This window comes from Winogradskyella sp., assembly GCF_028289625.1.
Taxonomy (GTDB): domain Bacteria; phylum Bacteroidota; class Bacteroidia; order Flavobacteriales; family Flavobacteriaceae; genus Winogradskyella.
Genome location: NZ_JANQOM010000070.1, coordinates 1 through 16,429, shown reverse-complemented (window position 1 = coordinate 16,429; position 16,429 = coordinate 1). Strand labels below are relative to the sequence as shown.

The window sequence follows — 16,429 nt, the reverse complement described above, 5'->3', positions numbered from 1 at the left end:
CGAGCCTTTTTTCAACTTTCGGTCCATTCCCAATCACTTTTAAAATAGACCACTTTCATCATATCATTCCAGTTGTTTACGTGCACCTCAAACTGTTGTTCTGTTAAAATAGGTTCTATTTTCGCGTTCATTTTAACAATCAGTTTCTCAAGTTCCTCCTTAATTTCTTCTTTGGTGTAATCTTTGTCTCTGTCATTAAGACGGTGCATATCATACACATAGTGCAGAAGGTATCTGTAGTACTCTTCCTCAACTTTTTCGGTGAGGTTCATTACTTTAGTTTTATCGTAGAACAGTAATTGTAAGTTTGCCCGTTCTTCGACCGAGAATATTTCGACTTTGTTTTTTTCTCTTTCTAGTTGTTTTTGCGATTGTCCAATAACTGAAGTGCATGTTAATGCAAAAATTGGGACAAAAATTAGTTGAATAGTTTTCATAATGTTATGTTTTTAAATCTATACCAAAAGTAATTCTGAATGCACTTATATTTCGGAATCAATTAACTGAACCGTCTTAATTACTGAGTGAATTAACCTTTTCTCAACCTAAAGCAAATCTGATTAAGAATTCATCCAACTTTTAACCTCGTTCGATTTTGCTTTACTCACAACAATGCGCTCTTGGTAAGGTGGTTGTGTTATAACAATTAACTTACCGTTGAAGTAATATTTGATTTTTATAACGGAATCTTTATTTAGAATAAATTGGCGATTTACGCGAAGGAATAATTTAGGGTCTAATTCTGTTTCAATATCCTCGAGCTTTTTATTTATGATGTAAGATTGGTTATTGAAAGTTATTGCTTTTACAATACTAGAATCTATAAAGAAATAGGCAATGTCTTTTGTTTTTAAGGGTAATAACTCATCACGTTTTTGAACTAAATAGGTGGATTTATAATTGGCGGATTTTGTGTCTAACATTTGCATTAAGGCCTCAATATTGTTTAAAGTAGAACCTGAGGGCTGCTTTGCGGATACGAACTGGTTTATGGCTTCCGAAATCTCTTCCTTGTTAAGAGGTTTTAATAAATAATTGACACTATTCACCTTAAATGCTTGGATTGCATATTGATCGTATGCCGTCGTGAAAATGATAGGTGTAGTAATAGTAACTTGCTCAAAAATTTCAAAAGAAATGCCGTCTGCTAAATGAATATCCATAAAAATTAAATCGGCCTCTTGCATTTCAGAAAAATAAGCAACCGAAGACTTTACAGAATCAAGTGTTTTCAATACTTCAATAGTTGGGTCAATTTCATTCAATAAATAGATAAGATTTTCTGATGCTGCAATTTCATCTTCTACAATAACTACTTTCATAAGACTTTAAATTAGAGGTAATTTAACAATGAAAAATTCATTCTGTTTGGTAATCATAATCTCATTGCCTTTTAATAATTTATAACGCTTATTGATATTTTCAAGACCTTGCCCAGTACTATGGACTAAAGTTGATCTTGATCTAATTTTATTTTTAACGACGATTGTATGGTTTTCAAGATAGATACTTACTTTCAATGGGTTCTCCTCAGAGATTTCATTGTGCTTTATGGCATTTTCGACCAAGAGTTGCAAAGCAAGCGAAGGGATATTCTTGTTTAAGGTATTTTCAGGGATGTTAATGTCCAAAACAAACCGGTTACGATATCTGGTTTTTATTAGGTAGATATAGCTGTTCAAAAATTTAAGTTCTTCATTTAGGGTCACTAAATCTTGCTGCCCACTTTGTAAGATGTAGCGATACATGTATGAAAGTTCATTAACAAATGTGGTAGCTTCTTGGTTACCTCTTACCAATGTGTTTAAAGAATTTAAAGCGTTAAACAAAAAATGAGGATTGATCTGATTTTTTAGGGCTGTGAGTTCATTCTGTAGACTTTGTTGCTTTAGTAATTCCTTTTCAGCCAAATCATCGCGATGGATAACCTGAAACCGCAATATTCTTGATATAAAAATAACGATAACTAGAATCGTAAAATACACAAAGTAAGACATGCCTTTGCCAGAAGAGGTCAATGTCGTTGCTGTAATCATTTGATGACTGTAGAAAAAGGAGAAGACTGCTCCGAAAAACAGTCCTATATTAGCCAATACTGTAAATACGCCATTTGTGATTTTGCTATAGTTTAATCTATATCTCCAATTTGTGTTTAATTGAAGCCCAATAAAGGAATAAGCAAATAGAAAGAGCAGCCTCGTTAAAACATCTTTGACCGAAACCTGATCAAATGACTTACTAATATTACCGAATACTTCATATAGTTCTAGTGTTCTAGGTAGATTTATTAAAAACGAGATTAATAAAGCTATTGTGACTAATGTAGACGGTTTTACATATTTTACTTTCGAAGCCAAATTGTAAGATTGAATGCTATAGATTGGTAAAATAGTCAAAATATATGATTTAGTGCTTTTGATTGATTATTAGTAAGTCTATATCATCTTCAACTTCTATGACTTTAATATCGCTTGGGTCAATGACATCGAAATCTTCAATGTTTCCAAAGATTTTCTTTTCTAAGTGTTCAATTTCACATTCGAGACTACATTCATCAATGTCTAATGTACAATCATCACAGAAAGCCATCTCTTGTGATTTTTCGGTGTTGTAACTTTTATCATAGAGATCTAACTCTGTATTGACTCCGATAGAAGTAATTAAGCAAATAATAATTCCGCTAACGATTGTAAAAAGTTTGGTTTTCATAATTTCTGATTTTTAGTATTATTTCTTATACAAATTTACTTCTCGAAAGGGCTACAAATCATTGAAAAACAGGTGAAACGACTTAATTCTAACGTGAAATGACTTTTGTGAATTGTAAAGCAATTTCTACTAGATTGAAGACATAAAAAAACCTCTCACCATAGGGTGAAAGGTTTTTACGTAATAAAATGTCTATGTTCTACCAGCCTCTACGTTTCTTCTTTATATCATTTTCATTACGTTCGTTTCTATCATCTCTTCGCTCTCTTCGGTCTTCATTGCGCTCTCTGTTATCCTCTGCCAGTTCTCGTTTTGTAGCCTCTATATCCTGTTGCATTGAGCCGGCAAAATCTAAAACGAGTTGCTTTTTGGCTAGGGCATCTTCACTATTATCAAATGTGAAATTGTAGGACTTTAGCGTTTTTAAGATTTCCGCTTGACGATCAGCTCTAGCAATTTGCTGTTCAAAATCCCTGACATCGTCTCGTCGGTCTCTTTTGTCGTCTCTTTTATTTACTCGATCTCGAGCCATATCGCGTCGGTCATCGTCTCTATCGTATCGTCCTCTTTCGGAATCTTCCCTGTTGCGTCTTATTTCTCTTCGGTCCGATCGAACCTCTGCTGAACTTTGAGCTATCTCCCTTCTTGCTTTTTTAGCTTTTTCTCCGCTTTGTTCAACTTCCCTAACCATATCGGCCACTATATTAGCCTTTAATTGGTTGACCTCGTCAGAATTCTTGGTTTCAAACGATCTGTTCAATAATTCTAGCTGAGCTTTAAAGACTCCGAGTTCTTTAATATCGCGCTCTAGCATTTTTTTGCCTTCTACGATTTGCTTTGTGTTTTGTACAGCTTCTTTAGCATTTTGAGCATTGGATGTAAGGCCAAAACCTAACAGAACCAATACTAATTTTAGTGATGTTTTCATTGTGTTTGCAGTTTTATTTAAAATTGATAATTAGTTCTAATTATATACGACTTCGTATGTTACCTTTTCGTCAGAATCTATAGTCTTTTTGTAAAGAATCTCATTGTACTCGTAATAGGTTTTTCCATCGAGAACAACTTCTTCAGCATCTTCATGTATTTTAGAGACTACAGTTCCTACTGGTGGTTTTGCTACTTCATATTTTCCCTCATCTTCATCAGGTTCGGGAGATTCTATGTAATAGATGCCAGAGTGATAGAAGTAGACAGAAGAGCCCATAACAATTCTTACGTGGCCGACAGGTAACACCGTAATTCTAAACCCTACAGGTGGCATTACAACTATGTATTGGTCACCATATTGCGTATAGTAAATACCTGAATAATAGAAATATGGTAATCCTCTATAGACGATTCTTACATGATGTCTTGGTAATGTTCTTATAACACGTCTATGTCTTGGATACCTGTAATTTGGGTTTCTTCTAATGGATTGTGTACTGTATCTATCATCGTACCTGTTACGATTAGTGTTCACTCTGTCTTTTGTGCTGATACGTTCAGTTTTTACGCTTTTGTTTTTTGTGCCGTTCCGTTTTTGCCCGTTCATTTCAGTAGAAAATAAAAATGAAATAATAAGTAGACTTATTCCTAATGTGTGTTTTACTGTTTTCATGATTAATAAATTTTTAATGTGGTTACACTTGTTTTAAAATTCTCCTACAAAGTTATTTTGATAAATAGGTTATAAGTGTTGCTAAATAAGTGAAGCGACCAAAACACCCAGTGAAATGTCTATTGTGGAGTTTGAAATAATTTAGGAAATAAAAAAGGCTCGCCAATGCGAGCCTTTTAGTTAGGATGTTCTATTAATTTACCGACTTCTTTTAAAAATATATCTGGTAACAAAAATTCCTTGATTGTCACCTTTACCCGCATCGCTTTCAGATGAGCTACTCACAAAAGCAAGTTCCCAACCTTCCTCACTCATAGCAGTTAGTTTAGATGTAATAATGGCATCATTAGCTACAATGTTTTGAAATCTAATACCTCCAAGATTAAAGAAATTAAGAAGTTTGGTTTCTTCAAAATCCTTGACTCTTATGTCTTTTCTTTTAGATTTGTTTCGAGTGTTGTCCTCTTCAGTTTGTTCAGAAGTAAATTCACTATAATCCCTATTTGCGTTAGAGGAAATTAATCTAGATCGCCCTAGTCCATTTGGTACAATCGATTCTACACTAGTAATAACTTTGTACTCTACCTGAGCAATTGGTTTTTCGTCATTAGAGTCCTTCTTGTTTATAAACGAAAATGAAATTAATCCTGCAGCAAATGCTAAGAGAAATAAAAAATTTTTTTTCATGATTGTTGATTTTTGTTTTATGCTTATAAAGTAAAGACTTTTTTAGCTAAATGTTGTTACTTTGTTGTTATTGATTGGCTTAATGATAGGAACTGTTTATAAATCTACTGGAAGTTGGTATACCGTTAAAACAATGAACGGTAAGTTTTATGAGTGTAGAATAAAGGGAAAGTTTAGATTGCAGGGCATAAAAAGTACTAACCCTATTGCTGTAGGCGATAAGGTTCAGTTTGAGTTAGAAACCAAAAATAACAAGGAAACAGGAGTTATTAATCGTATTGAAGAGCGCACTAACTATATCGTTAGGAAATCCGTAAACCTTTCGAAACAAACCCATATTATAGCCGCTAATATTGATCAGGTTTTTCTTTTGATTACCATAGATAATCCGCCTACATTTACAAGTTTCATCGACCGCTTTTTGGTAACTGCTGAAGCGTATTCAGTCAAGACAATATTGTTGTTCAACAAAATTGACACGTATGATACAGAGGCCTTACTTGAAGTTAAATATTTGTCGAATATGTATAGAAAGATAGGGTACGAGTGTATTGAAATTTCAGCAAAGACGGGTCAAAATATTGATAAAGTAAAAGCATTAATGATGGATAAGGTGAGCATGTTTTCTGGGCACTCAGGTGTTGGGAAATCGACTTTGGTTAATATTATAGAACCGTCGCTAAACCTTAAGACTAAAACCATTTCAGAACAGCACATGCAGGGACAGCATACCACTACTTTTGCAGAGATGTTCGATTTAAGTTTCAATGCTAAAATCATTGACACACCAGGTATTAAAGGTTTTGGTGTTGTGGATATGGAAAAAGAAGAAGTTGGTGATTATTTTCCTGAATTTTTTGCGCTTAAGCAATATTGTAAATTCAATAATTGTTTGCATCTAAAAGAGCCCAAATGTGCAGTAAAGTTGGCACTCGAAAATGATGAGATTTCGTATTCGAGGTATCGTAGCTATCTTCAAATTTTAGAAGGAGAAGACGAGCATTACAGAACAGATAATTGGGATTAGGTATGCCCAAAAGATAAAATTCTAAGTCTTATATAAGTAAATTAATTATGAAAAAAACATTGTCCTTTTTGTTAGTTCTATCACTATTCCCATTAAAAATTCTATCACAAAACCATAATCAATATATTGATCAGCTATTTGTTAAGAAAATTGCGGATATAAATGCTGGGACAGCCACTTTTGAGAATATAAAGCATAAAATGTATTTGACCAGTGAATCGCAAATAGCTAAAATAGAAGGTTATCAGAGCAAATTTCATCTTATTTATAATTTGCACAAGGACGAGATGGAATTAAATTATCAAGGACAAGTTTATAATTTAAAAAAAACTATAGGGAGAATTGTTGAATTTGAAGAATTGGGACACCAATACAAGGTATTGTCATACGAAAAAAGGAAAGGATTTTTTTTGTTACATAATAAAGGGAAGAATGCCCTTTTAACAAAGCAAAGAGTTGTCTTAGAAATTAATAAAGCCCCTAGCGATGAATTTACTCAGGATTTGGTGGCGGATTTTAAAAGGAAAGAAGATACTCTTCTACTTTTAGTTAATAATAAGGTCCATAAGATACCATCCAGAAAAAAAGCATTCTGCAAAATCTTTGGAAATAAATTTGATGAAATTAATTTTTTTATTGAAAGTGAAAATCTAAGCCTAAAAAGTAAAGAACATTTAATCAAAATTGTTAATTTTTCTAATACTTTATAGTTTAGTTACGGGTTATGAAAATTGTTTTACAACGTGTTTCTGAAGCATCCGTTACCATAAATTCTGAATTAGTTGCATCCATTGATAGAGGTGTTTTAGTGCTTTTAGGTATAGTAGATGATGATACTCAAGAAGATATAGATTGGCTATGCAAAAAGATTGTTAACCTGCGTATTTTTCCTGATGAAAATAATGTGATGAATAGATCAATACTCGATTCAAATGGCGATATTGTTTTAGTCAGTCAATTCACATTGCATGCTAGTACAAAAAAAGGAAATCGACCAAGCTATATAAAAGCGGCTAAGCCAGATATCGCTATTCCTCTTTATAAAACCTTCATAGAAAAACTACAATTAGAATTAGGAAAATCCATTAAAACAGGGCAATTTGGCGCAGATATGAAAGTTCATCTAATCAATGATGGACCAGTAACCATAATTATAGATTCAAAAGATAGAATGTAATCGTGTTAAGTGCGATTAGAACCTTAAAAATCACCAATTGTCTAAAAATCAGCAGCTTTAGTGGTGTTTATGATAATTGTCATCTTATAAAATAGATTTGCGCTTTATCTTGTGTCTTCTATAAATCAATCCGCTGTATGCGTAGCATAAAAATTTTCCAGTTTGTAGCATTAATATTCATTTGCTTTTTTGGTTCTTCACAATCTGAGGATGCTTATATCGCATTAACTGTGCCTGTAGAATTAAAGATTAATGCTAATGCTGTAGTCCGATATGATAGCCAGGTTATTGAAATTAATGATTTTAATGATATGGTCGTTTTTACTAAACGTATCGTAACTGTTTACAATAAGTATGGAGATAAGCATATTAATGCTGTTGAGTTCTATGATGAAAACACCAATATTAAAGACCTTGAGATAAAAATATACAACAAGTTAGGTAACCAAATAAAAAGAATAAAGAAAAACGAGTTCTCAGATCAAAGTGCTGTAAGTGGTGGGACTTTATATTCTGATAGTCGTGTAAAGTTTTATGAATACAAGCCTATCGATTATCCTTACACCATTGAGTTTGTGTCTGAAGTGAAGTATAGAAGTACTGCCTTTGTGCCACAATGGCGACCCATTAGCGGTTATTATTTAGGTGTGCAATATTCAGAATATAAAATCATTAATAATTCTGATATTGAGATTAGAAAAAAGCTTAGCCCAAGACATTTTAATATTGAGGAGAATACTGAAGATTATTATCAGATTAAAAATACACCAGGTATAAAATATGAGACCTTCAGTCCATCTTTATCAGAGATTACGCCATTACTTAAAGTTGCTTTGACTAGTTTTAATATGGAAGGTGTGCCAGGGATTAACAACAATTGGCAAGATTTTGGAAAATGGATGCACGATAAGCTTTTAGTAGGTACAGATGACTTACCACAAGATGTTATTGACGAGGTAAAAGCGCTCACTAATGGTGTTGATGATAAAATTGAGCGTGCTAAGATAGTCTACAATTATCTACAAGATAAGACACGATATATAAGTGTTCAGATAGGTATTGGTGGCTGGAAACCAATAGCCGCCGAGGAAGTAGATCGTTTAGGTTATGGTGATTGCAAAGGTCTTTCAAACTACACTAAAGCTTTATTAGAGGTGGTGGATGTGCCGTCTTATTATACAGTAGTATATGGTAGTGATGACATAAAGAGCCTAGATTCTAGTTTTTCTGTTACAGAAGGTAATCATGTCATCTTATGCATACCAACTGAAGATGAAAATATTTTTTTAGAGTGTACTAGTCAAAGTAATCCATTTGGATTTACTGCTGGTTTTACGGATGACAGAGCTGTACTATTGGTTAAGCCAGACGGAGGTGAAATAGTCCATACTAAGACTTATAATGCCGATGATAGTGTTCAAAATACTTATGCGACCGTAGATTTAGATGAGACTGGTAGTTTTTCTGCAGACGTATCTATCTCTACCACAGGTTACCAATATCATTTGCACGAAGGCATTCAGAATGAAACTACAAGAGATCAACAAATGTATTACAAGGACTATTGGAGTCATATCAATAATTTATCCATTGAAGCTATAGATATAGAGAATGACAAAGACGCTATTGTTTTTAATGAAAAAGTAAAGTTGTCTACAGAGAATTATGCCTCTAAAAGTGGGCCTAGGTTAATACTACAGCCCAATATTTTTAATAGAGTTACTAAAATACCTCAAAGATATTCTGATCGACAATTAGATTTTAAAATAGATCGATCGTTTAAGGATACAGACGAGTTTATAATAACTTTTCCAAGTTCACTTAAGATAGAAGCCATGGGAGAAGGCGAAACCCTAAATACAGAGTTTGGATCTTACATGTATAAATTAGAAAAAATTGAGGATAATAAAATTAAGTACACAAGAACGTATGTTTTAAACAAAGGAAATTATACAAAATCAGATTATAAGGTATTCAGGGACTTCATGAAGTCTATCGTAAAGTATGATAAAACAAAAATTGTACTTGTAAAATCCAATTAATAACCATCAAACTCAAATCCAATGAAATATTTAATAACTATCGCTTTGTCGCTATTATTCTTTGTTAGTAATGCGCAAAACATCAAATTTGGAAATGTTTCCAAAGCGGAATTACAGCAAAAGGTACACCCTAAAGATTCTACTGCAAATGCTGCTGTGATATACAGAAAAGAATATATTTACTTTATTTATACGGATGATGACGGATTCATGCAGCATCGAGAAATCCATGAGCGCATAAAAATATATAACAAGCAAGGGTTTGATTTGGCAACCGAGAAGATTTATCTTTATGAAGGAAGTGGTGGTAACAAGGAGAAGTTGTTAAAATTAAAAGGCTACACGTATAATTTGACCGATGGTAAGATTGAAAAAGAAAAACTGAAAAAGGAGGGCATTTTTGAGGAAGATTATAACGAATTCACTGAGATTAACACCATTACGATGCCTAATATAAAAGAAGGTTCGGTGATTGAATATAGTTATAAGATTGTGTCACCCTTTTTAGTAATTGATGATGTGGTTTTTCAATATAATATTCCAATCAATAAATTTGATTTAGAAATAAAAACGCCAGAATACTATGTCTATGATACAAAAGTGAATCCTAAGGCTTTTTACTATCCTAATATAAAAACTTCAACTTCAGAATCTAAAGGAAAATATACTGCTACAAACCAAGCTGCGGCGAGTAACCTAACATCAGGCAGTAAGGGATATAGCCAAAGATCTTTTGATTATAAAGAGAATGTTTTATCGGCCAATGAAGTAGATATTCCGGCTCTTAAAGTTGAAGCTTATGCAGGAAGTTTAGATAATTACAGAGCAAAATTAACTTTAGAACTTTCGGCTATTCTTAATAGCTATGGAGGAATCGAAAAATCGTTTTCCACAGACTGGAACAAGGTCTGTAAATCTATCTTAGCAGATTCAGATTTTGGCGATCAATTAAGTCGTTCTAACTTTTTTAAGAACGATATTCAAGAAGTTGTGGCCATGGGTAATGATGATTTTCAAAAAGCGTTATTACTTCAATCTTTCGTAAAGTCAAAGGTGAAATGGAATGGGTTCTATGGATATACGGCTATGAAAGGGACAAAAAAGGCCTATAATGAAGGCGAAGGCAATGTTGCGGACATCAATTTATTACTTATTGCCATGATGAGATCGCAAGGTATTAGTGCTAGTCCAGTACTGGTAAGTACTAGAGATAATGGTATTCCTGTTTTCCCAACTCGAAAGGGATTCAATTATGTTATATGTATGGTAGAAAGTGATCAAGGCTATGTTCTGCTAGATGCTACTGAGCCTTATAGTATGATTAATGTACTGCCGTCACGAACTTTAAATTGGCAAGGTCGAGTTTTAAAAGACGATGGGTACTCTTCTTGGGTGTCACTAAGACCAACTAAACAATCGAGTGAAACCACCTCATTAAACATTAAAATCAATGAAGACTTTTCTATTGAAGGCAAAATAAGACAAAGTATTACAGATCATTTAGCATTGAGTTATAGAAAAAGCCATAGTAATTTGTCAACCGAAGATCATATAAAGCGATTAGAAAACGGTAAAGGGGATATAGAAATATCCAATTTAGAGTTTGAAAATGATATGGATATCACAAAGCCTATTAAGATTTCTTATGACTATGAAGCCTCTGATGCTATCGATGAAGTTGGTGGAAATCTCTATTTTTCCCCATTATTATTCTTTACGATGGACGAAAATCCATTTAAGTTAGAAACAAGAGAGTACCCAATTGATTTTGCATTTCCATTTAAAGATAGTTATTTAGTAAATATTATGTTGCCAGAAGGTTACGCAGTGGAATCATTACCAAAAAGCGAGATATTTGAGTTTAATGGAGGTGAATCGAAATTTAAATACATCATTAAGCAAAATGGTAGTTTTTTACAGTTAAGCATTGAATTAAATTTGGGGAACTCTTTAATTAAACCAAATGACTATTCTGTGTTTAAACAATTTTTCAATAAAGTAGTAGAAAAACAATCTGAACAAATAGTACTTAAAAAAGCATAAGATGAATATAAAATATGCACAGAAAGATGTCGATGATTGGATAAAAGCACATGGGGTCAGGTACTTTAATGAACTTACCAATATGGCGCAACTTACGGAAGAAGTGGGAGAAGTGGCAAGAATTATTGCACGACGTTATGGTGAACAAAGCGAAAAAGAAAGTGATAAGAATAAAGATTTAGGAGAGGAATTAGCTGATGTCGTATTTGTAGTGCTTTGCTTGGCAAATCAAACAGGCATAGACTTACAAGAGGCCTTTGATAAAAAAATGAATAAAAAAGCGAAACGCGACCACGATAGACACCATAATAATGATAAATTAAAGTAGATTTGCTACTTAATTAATATCAGAAGTTCGTGGATATTCATATTCTCCAATCAACGATTAATCGCAAATCGTCACTGACTATTACAGGGTCAAAAAGTGAGTCAAATAGATTGCTATTGCTTAAGGCTTTGTACCCACACCTAAGTATAGACAATGTATCCAAGTCTGATGACTCCCAACTTATGCAAAAGGCCTTGGCTTCTAAGGAGGAGCTTATTGACATTCATCACGCAGGTACAGCTATGCGTTTTTTAACAGCATATTTCTCTATTCAGGAAGGTAGGGAAGTCGTGTTAGCAGGTTCTTCTAGAATGAGGGAACGACCGATAAAAATTCTTGTAGACGCCTTAAGGGATTTAGGAGCTGATATTCAATATTTAGAAAACGAAGGGTTTCCACCATTACGAATCAAAGGAAAAAAACTCACTAATTTCGAAGTAACGCTCAAGGCCAACGTGAGTAGCCAATATATTTCTGCCTTATTATTAATTGCATCAAGATTACATAATGGGTTAAAACTTACTCTAGATGGAAAGATTACTTCTGTACCTTACATTACAATGACGTTACGTCTTTTAGAAAGACTAGGAATAGAAACAAGTTTTAAGGATAATGTTATTTCAATAAAACCTTTTTCTAAAACGCCTGAATCTAAGACCATAGTTGTGGAGTCTGATTGGTCTTCAGCATCCTACTTTTATAGTATTGTTGCTTTAAGTGAGTTGAATACCGAAATTACATTAAGCGCTTATAAGGAAGATTCACTTCAGGGCGATTCGGTTTTGGCAGAGGTATATCGAGAATTTGGTGTAGAAACAAGCTTTGATAGACATTCTATTCGAATAAAGAAATCACTCATCACTCATCATCCTTCACCAATACATTTAGACTTAAGTGATGCTCCAGATATTGCACAAACCATTGCGGTAACAGCTTTTGGTCTAGGGTCAGAATGTTATTTAACAGGTTTACATACCTTAAAAATTAAAGAGACTGATCGGTTGGTGGCGCTAAAAACTGAGTTGGAAAAACTTGGGGCAGAAGTTACCATTACTGATGCGACCTTGTATCTTCATCCATCAAATTCGATTGAAAGCGATATTTCAATTGCAACTTATAATGACCATAGAATGGCGATGGCCTTTGCTCCATTAGGATTAAAAACGTCTTTAAAGATTCAAGATGCTGATGTCGTGAGTAAATCCTATCCTCAATTTTGGGAAGATTTAAGAACAATTGGATTCCGTTTAAAATAAACCTTTAATTACTTGACAAGGCCTATTTTGAGATTGTATATTTGCAACTTCAAAAAAATAAACCACCTAATATGAAATTATCGCACTTCAATTTTAACCTCCCAGAAGAATTATTAGCAGAGCATCCAGCAGAACACAGAGATGAATCTCGACTAATGGTTTTGGATAGAGCTAATCAAACCATTGAACACAAATTGTTTAAGGATGTTATTGATTATTTTGATGAAGGCGATGTGATGATTTTAAATAACACCAAAGTTTTTCCTGCAAGACTTTATGGTAATAAGGAAAAGACAGGTGCACGTATTGAGGTGTTTTTGCTTCGCGAATTAAACCAGGATCAGCGTCTTTGGGATGTTTTGGTAGATCCAGCGCGTAAGATTAGAATTGGAAATAAATTATACTTTGGAGATGACGAAACCTTAGTGGCAGAAGTTATTGACAATACAACTTCTAGAGGTCGTACCTTACGATTTTTATATGATGGATCGTATAATGATTTTAGAAGAAAACTGACCGAGCTTGGCGAAACTCCACTGCCAAAATATATAAAGCGTGCCGTAGAGCCAGAAGATGAAGAGCGTTATCAAACCATATTTGCTAAAAATGAAGGTGCTGTAGCTGCACCAACAGCAGGATTACATTTTTCTAAGCACTTACTAAAGCGATTGGAGATTAAGGGTGTTGATATGGCCGAAGTAACACTTCATGTAGGCTTAGGAACCTTTAACCCAGTAGAGGTTGAGGATTTGTCAAAGCACAAAATGGATAGTGAAGAAATCGTAATTACCGAACGTGCAGCAGATATTGTAAATAGAGGTATAGATAGCAAAAAACGCGTCTGTGCTGTAGGTACAACGTCTATGCGTACTATAGAAAGTTCGGTGTCTTCCAATGGACGATTAAATCCTTTTGAAGGTTGGACGAACAAGTTCATTTTTCCACCTTATGATTTTAGTATTGCCAATAGTATGATTACTAATTTCCACACACCAAAATCAACACTATTAATGATGATTTCGGCATTTGCAGGACACGATTTTGTAAAGCACGCTTATGAAGAAGCCGTAAAAGAGAAGTACAGATTCTATTCTTATGGAGATGCTATGCTTATTATCTAAGCCGGAATTCAAAAACATATCAAAGCCTCTGAATAAGATAAAGTTCAGAGGCTTTTTCATTCTCAGTGGATTATATTTCATTTAAGTATTTTTGTATCAAATGGAAGTCAAAAAGAAAGACATACGTGCATTAACTAAGGATCAATTGAGAGCATTCTTTGTAAAGCAAGGGGATAAAGCCTTTAGAGGAAATCAGGTTTACGAATGGTTATGGCAAAAATCTGCACACAGTTTTGAGGATATGACCAACATATCTTTACAAACACGCGATATGCTCAAAGACCATTTTGTAATCAATCACATAAAGGTCGATCAGATGCAACGCAGTGCCGATGGTACTATCAAAAATGCTGTAAGATTGCACGATGATTTAATAGTTGAGTCGGTTTTGATTCCCACACCTACACGTACCACGGCGTGTGTGTCTTCGCAAGTGGGTTGTAGTTTGGATTGCAAATTTTGTGCTACGGCAAGATTAAAACGTATGCGCAATCTCAATCCAGATGAGATATACGATCAAGTAGTTGCCATAGATAATGAAAGTAGGTTATATTATGGGAGACCTTTGAGCAATATTGTATTTATGGGCATGGGCGAGCCACTTATGAACTATAAAAATGTACTCAAAGCCATCGACAAAATTACCTCACCCGAAGGTTTAGGGATGTCACCAAAACGCATTGTAGTTTCAACTTCTGGTGTGCCAAAAATGATTAAAAAAATGGCGGACGATAATGTAAAGTTTAAGCTAGCGGTGTCATTACATTCTGCGATTGATGAGGTAAGGACGTCCATAATGCCGTTTAACGCAACTTTTCCATTAAGCGATTTGCGGGAAGCCTTACAGTATTGGTATACTAAAACAAAAAACAGAATTACCTATGAATATGTGGTTTGGGATGGGATTAATGACCAACGAAAAGATGTAAATGCATTAGTTGAATTTTGCAAATTTGCACCAAGTAAAGTCAATCTTATAGAGTACAATCCCATTGATGATGGGGAGTTTCAGCAAGCAGATTCTAAGGCTTTAGATATGTACGTCAACATCCTTGAAGCCAATAATATTACAGTAACTGTTAGGAGAAGTAGAGGAAAAGACATAGATGCGGCTTGTGGGCAATTAGCAAATAAGAGTTAAATTTTTGAAAATTCTGTGATTAAGTAAGAAAAACCATATATTTAAGAAATAAATTTAAAACTAAAATTATGCGAACAAAATTACTTTCTTTATTATTTATTTTACCATTAATAGGCTTCTCCCAAGTCTTAGATTCAGATAATTTTGATGCCCTAACAATTGGTAACTTTGGAACAGACCTTACGGGAATGACTCCTGGTCAAGGCGGTTTCCTTACTTTTGGAAATAATGGCAATCCTCCTTCAACATCAACTAACGCTGCTGATTCAAATTTTCAAGTTGTTGCTTCTGGAAATAATGGTACTCAAGGCGCACAAATAACATCTCCTGATGGTGATGCTGGCGTACGTTTTTTATTTAAATCTATACAAACCGCTTGGGCTTCTAGAACTTCAGGGAATGATATAGTGGAGTTAGAGTTTTCTTTTTTCACGGGCTCTACCACTAGTGCAGCTCCTTTAAGAGGTCTTATCTTTGGTGACAATGCTGGTGCAGGCGCTACACTTGCAGCAATTCAATTCGATCCTGCAACTAACGAATTATCAGGTTTAGCAACTTTAAATAATGGTGGGACTATAGGACTTTTTGGATTTAACTTAGGAGCTGGTAATACGGATTTAATATTGCCTGCAAATACATGGGTTACTGCAGGTTGTGCTTATGACACCATTACGGGAGAGATAAGATGGAAAACGGATTTTATGAACGTTAATGCTACTTTTACCGTTGGAGCAAATATTATCCCAGGAATGGCGCCATTAGAAGCAAATTTTCTAAGCTTTGGTACTGGTGGTAATACAACTGCAACAAATTATATAATTGACGATTACACATCTAGAGCTTCTGATACAGATCAATTATTAAGTGTAGATGATGTTCAATTAGAAGCGTCTACAATCTCTTTATATCCTAATCCAGCAGATGATGTTATAACGCTTAAAACAGATATATCTATTAGTAACCTCTCAATAACTAACAATTTAGGCCAGGTGGTTATGACTAAAAGTGCAAACTTTAGCCAAACCAATGACATTGACACTTCTAGTCTAAGTCCTGGAATTTATATTATGTCTATAAGCTCTGAAGATAGAAGAACAGAAACTAGAAAGTTTATTAAGAATTAAGAAGAGTTAATTTAAGAATTAGCGCACATAAAAAGAGAGGTTTTGATTAATAAAACCTCTCTTTTTTATAATTGTATTTTAAATATTTTGGTAAGTTATTCTATTGTAATATTTTCCAAAACTTATAATTCCTGATTAGAAAGAGCAGGGTAATTCAAAGGGTGTCTAAAA

17 protein-coding genes are annotated in these 16,429 nt (G+C 34.0%); 10 read left to right on the top strand and 7 right to left on the bottom strand.

From position 1 onward, the window contains the following. Nucleotides 1–11: 11 nt before the first annotated feature. The 7 genes from Q0992_RS13965 to Q0992_RS13935 form a co-directional block, all read right to left on the bottom strand. A complete protein-coding gene (locus tag Q0992_RS13965) occupies nucleotides 12–437 on the bottom strand; it encodes a hypothetical protein (RefSeq protein ID WP_299525659.1) in 426 nt (141 codons plus the stop codon). A 123-nt stretch (nucleotides 438–560) separates the two neighbouring features. Continuing rightward, the gene (locus Q0992_RS13960; protein WP_299525656.1) at nucleotides 561–1,322 is read right to left on the bottom strand and encodes a LytTR family DNA-binding domain-containing protein; all 762 of its coding nucleotides are present in this window, start codon (nucleotides 1,320–1,322) and stop codon (nucleotides 561–563) included. Nucleotides 1,323–1,328: 6 nt separating this feature from the next. Beyond that, entirely contained in the window at nucleotides 1,329–2,396 is a 1,068-nt protein-coding gene (locus tag Q0992_RS13955) for a sensor histidine kinase (RefSeq protein ID WP_299525653.1), read from the bottom strand. 10 nt (nucleotides 2,397–2,406) lie between these two features. Further along, a complete protein-coding gene (locus tag Q0992_RS13950; protein ID WP_299525650.1) occupies nucleotides 2,407–2,709 on the bottom strand; it encodes a hypothetical protein in 303 nt (100 codons plus the stop codon). A 199-nt stretch (nucleotides 2,710–2,908) separates the two neighbouring features. After that, nucleotides 2,909–3,637: a hypothetical protein gene (locus Q0992_RS13945; protein ID WP_299525647.1), complete on the bottom strand. Its 729-nt coding sequence runs from the start codon at nucleotides 3,635–3,637 to the stop codon at nucleotides 2,909–2,911. A gap of 36 nt (nucleotides 3,638–3,673) precedes the next feature. Further along, on the bottom strand, nucleotides 3,674–4,312 hold the full coding sequence (locus Q0992_RS13940) for a DUF6515 family protein (protein ID WP_299525644.1): 639 nt from the start codon (nucleotides 4,310–4,312) through the stop codon (nucleotides 3,674–3,676). Between the two features lie 198 nt (nucleotides 4,313–4,510). Beyond that, on the bottom strand, nucleotides 4,511–4,999 hold the full coding sequence (locus Q0992_RS13935) for a hypothetical protein (protein ID WP_299525641.1): 489 nt from the start codon (nucleotides 4,997–4,999) through the stop codon (nucleotides 4,511–4,513). Nucleotides 5,000–5,081: 82 nt separating this feature from the next. Between Q0992_RS13935 and rsgA the strand changes: the two genes are divergently transcribed. The 10 genes from rsgA (at nucleotide 5,082) to Q0992_RS13885 (ending at nucleotide 16,258) form a co-directional block, all read left to right on the top strand. After that, a complete protein-coding gene (gene rsgA, locus Q0992_RS13930) occupies nucleotides 5,082–6,026 on the top strand; it encodes a ribosome small subunit-dependent GTPase A (protein WP_299525638.1) in 945 nt (314 codons plus the stop codon). Between the two features lie 47 nt (nucleotides 6,027–6,073). After that, nucleotides 6,074–6,736 carry a hypothetical protein gene (locus Q0992_RS13925; protein ID WP_299525635.1) on the top strand — a complete coding sequence of 221 codons (663 nt, stop codon included), beginning with the start codon at nucleotides 6,074–6,076 and terminating at the stop codon, nucleotides 6,734–6,736. Nucleotides 6,737–6,750: 14 nt separating this feature from the next. Continuing rightward, the gene (dtd, locus tag Q0992_RS13920; RefSeq protein WP_299525632.1) at nucleotides 6,751–7,203 is read left to right on the top strand and encodes a D-aminoacyl-tRNA deacylase; all 453 of its coding nucleotides are present in this window, start codon (nucleotides 6,751–6,753) and stop codon (nucleotides 7,201–7,203) included. A gap of 137 nt (nucleotides 7,204–7,340) precedes the next feature. Further along, a complete protein-coding gene (locus Q0992_RS13915) occupies nucleotides 7,341–9,245 on the top strand; it encodes a DUF3857 domain-containing protein (protein WP_299525629.1) in 1,905 nt (634 codons plus the stop codon). Nucleotides 9,246–9,266: 21 nt separating this feature from the next. Continuing rightward, nucleotides 9,267–11,288, top strand: a complete 2,022-nt coding sequence (locus Q0992_RS13910) for a transglutaminase domain-containing protein (protein ID WP_299525626.1) — start codon at nucleotides 9,267–9,269, stop codon at nucleotides 11,286–11,288. Between the two features lies 1 nt (nucleotide 11,289). After that, nucleotides 11,290–11,616, top strand: a complete 327-nt coding sequence (locus tag Q0992_RS13905) for a nucleotide pyrophosphohydrolase (protein ID WP_299525623.1) — start codon at nucleotides 11,290–11,292, stop codon at nucleotides 11,614–11,616. A gap of 29 nt (nucleotides 11,617–11,645) precedes the next feature. Then, nucleotides 11,646–12,872 (top strand): 3-phosphoshikimate 1-carboxyvinyltransferase, encoded by a 1,227-nt coding sequence (locus Q0992_RS13900; protein WP_299525621.1) that lies wholly within the window; start codon nucleotides 11,646–11,648, stop codon nucleotides 12,870–12,872. Nucleotides 12,873–12,943: 71 nt separating this feature from the next. Continuing rightward, nucleotides 12,944–13,993: a tRNA preQ1(34) S-adenosylmethionine ribosyltransferase-isomerase QueA gene (gene queA / locus Q0992_RS13895; RefSeq protein WP_299525619.1), complete on the top strand. Its 1,050-nt coding sequence runs from the start codon at nucleotides 12,944–12,946 to the stop codon at nucleotides 13,991–13,993. Nucleotides 13,994–14,093: 100 nt separating this feature from the next. Continuing rightward, nucleotides 14,094–15,134 carry a 23S rRNA (adenine(2503)-C(2))-methyltransferase RlmN gene (gene rlmN, locus Q0992_RS13890; protein ID WP_299525616.1) on the top strand — a complete coding sequence of 347 codons (1,041 nt, stop codon included), beginning with the start codon at nucleotides 14,094–14,096 and terminating at the stop codon, nucleotides 15,132–15,134. A 68-nt stretch (nucleotides 15,135–15,202) separates the two neighbouring features. After that, nucleotides 15,203–16,258, top strand: a complete 1,056-nt coding sequence (locus Q0992_RS13885; RefSeq protein WP_299525613.1) for a T9SS type A sorting domain-containing protein — start codon at nucleotides 15,203–15,205, stop codon at nucleotides 16,256–16,258. The last annotated feature ends 171 nt before the right edge of the window (nucleotides 16,259–16,429 follow it).

Excerpts from the sequence above, each read along its gene's own strand:
- Q0992_RS13965 (WP_299525659.1), bottom strand. The coding sequence starts at position 437 with ATGAAAACTATTCAACTAATTTTTGTCCCAATTTTTGCATTAACATGC.
- Q0992_RS13960 (WP_299525656.1), bottom strand. The coding sequence starts at position 1,322 with ATGAAAGTAGTTATTGTAGAAGATGAAATTGCAGCATCAGAAAATCTT.
- Q0992_RS13950 (WP_299525650.1), bottom strand. The coding sequence starts at position 2,709 with ATGAAAACCAAACTTTTTACAATCGTTAGCGGAATTATTATTTGCTTA.
- Q0992_RS13945 (WP_299525647.1), bottom strand. The coding sequence starts at position 3,637 with ATGAAAACATCACTAAAATTAGTATTGGTTCTGTTAGGTTTTGGCCTT.
- Q0992_RS13940 (WP_299525644.1), bottom strand. The coding sequence starts at position 4,312 with ATGAAAACAGTAAAACACACATTAGGAATAAGTCTACTTATTATTTCA.
- Q0992_RS13935 (WP_299525641.1), bottom strand. The coding sequence starts at position 4,999 with ATGAAAAAAAATTTTTTATTTCTCTTAGCATTTGCTGCAGGATTAATT.
- rsgA (WP_299525638.1), top strand. The coding sequence starts at position 5,082 with ATGATAGGAACTGTTTATAAATCTACTGGAAGTTGGTATACCGTTAAA.
- Q0992_RS13925 (WP_299525635.1), top strand. The coding sequence starts at position 6,074 with ATGAAAAAAACATTGTCCTTTTTGTTAGTTCTATCACTATTCCCATTA.
- dtd (WP_299525632.1), top strand. The coding sequence starts at position 6,751 with ATGAAAATTGTTTTACAACGTGTTTCTGAAGCATCCGTTACCATAAAT.
- Q0992_RS13915 (WP_299525629.1), top strand. The coding sequence starts at position 7,341 with ATGCGTAGCATAAAAATTTTCCAGTTTGTAGCATTAATATTCATTTGC.
- Q0992_RS13910 (WP_299525626.1), top strand. The coding sequence starts at position 9,267 with ATGAAATATTTAATAACTATCGCTTTGTCGCTATTATTCTTTGTTAGT.
- Q0992_RS13905 (WP_299525623.1), top strand. The coding sequence starts at position 11,290 with ATGAATATAAAATATGCACAGAAAGATGTCGATGATTGGATAAAAGCA.
- queA (WP_299525619.1), top strand. The coding sequence starts at position 12,944 with ATGAAATTATCGCACTTCAATTTTAACCTCCCAGAAGAATTATTAGCA.
- rlmN (WP_299525616.1), top strand. The coding sequence starts at position 14,094 with ATGGAAGTCAAAAAGAAAGACATACGTGCATTAACTAAGGATCAATTG.
- Q0992_RS13885 (WP_299525613.1), top strand. The coding sequence starts at position 15,203 with ATGCGAACAAAATTACTTTCTTTATTATTTATTTTACCATTAATAGGC.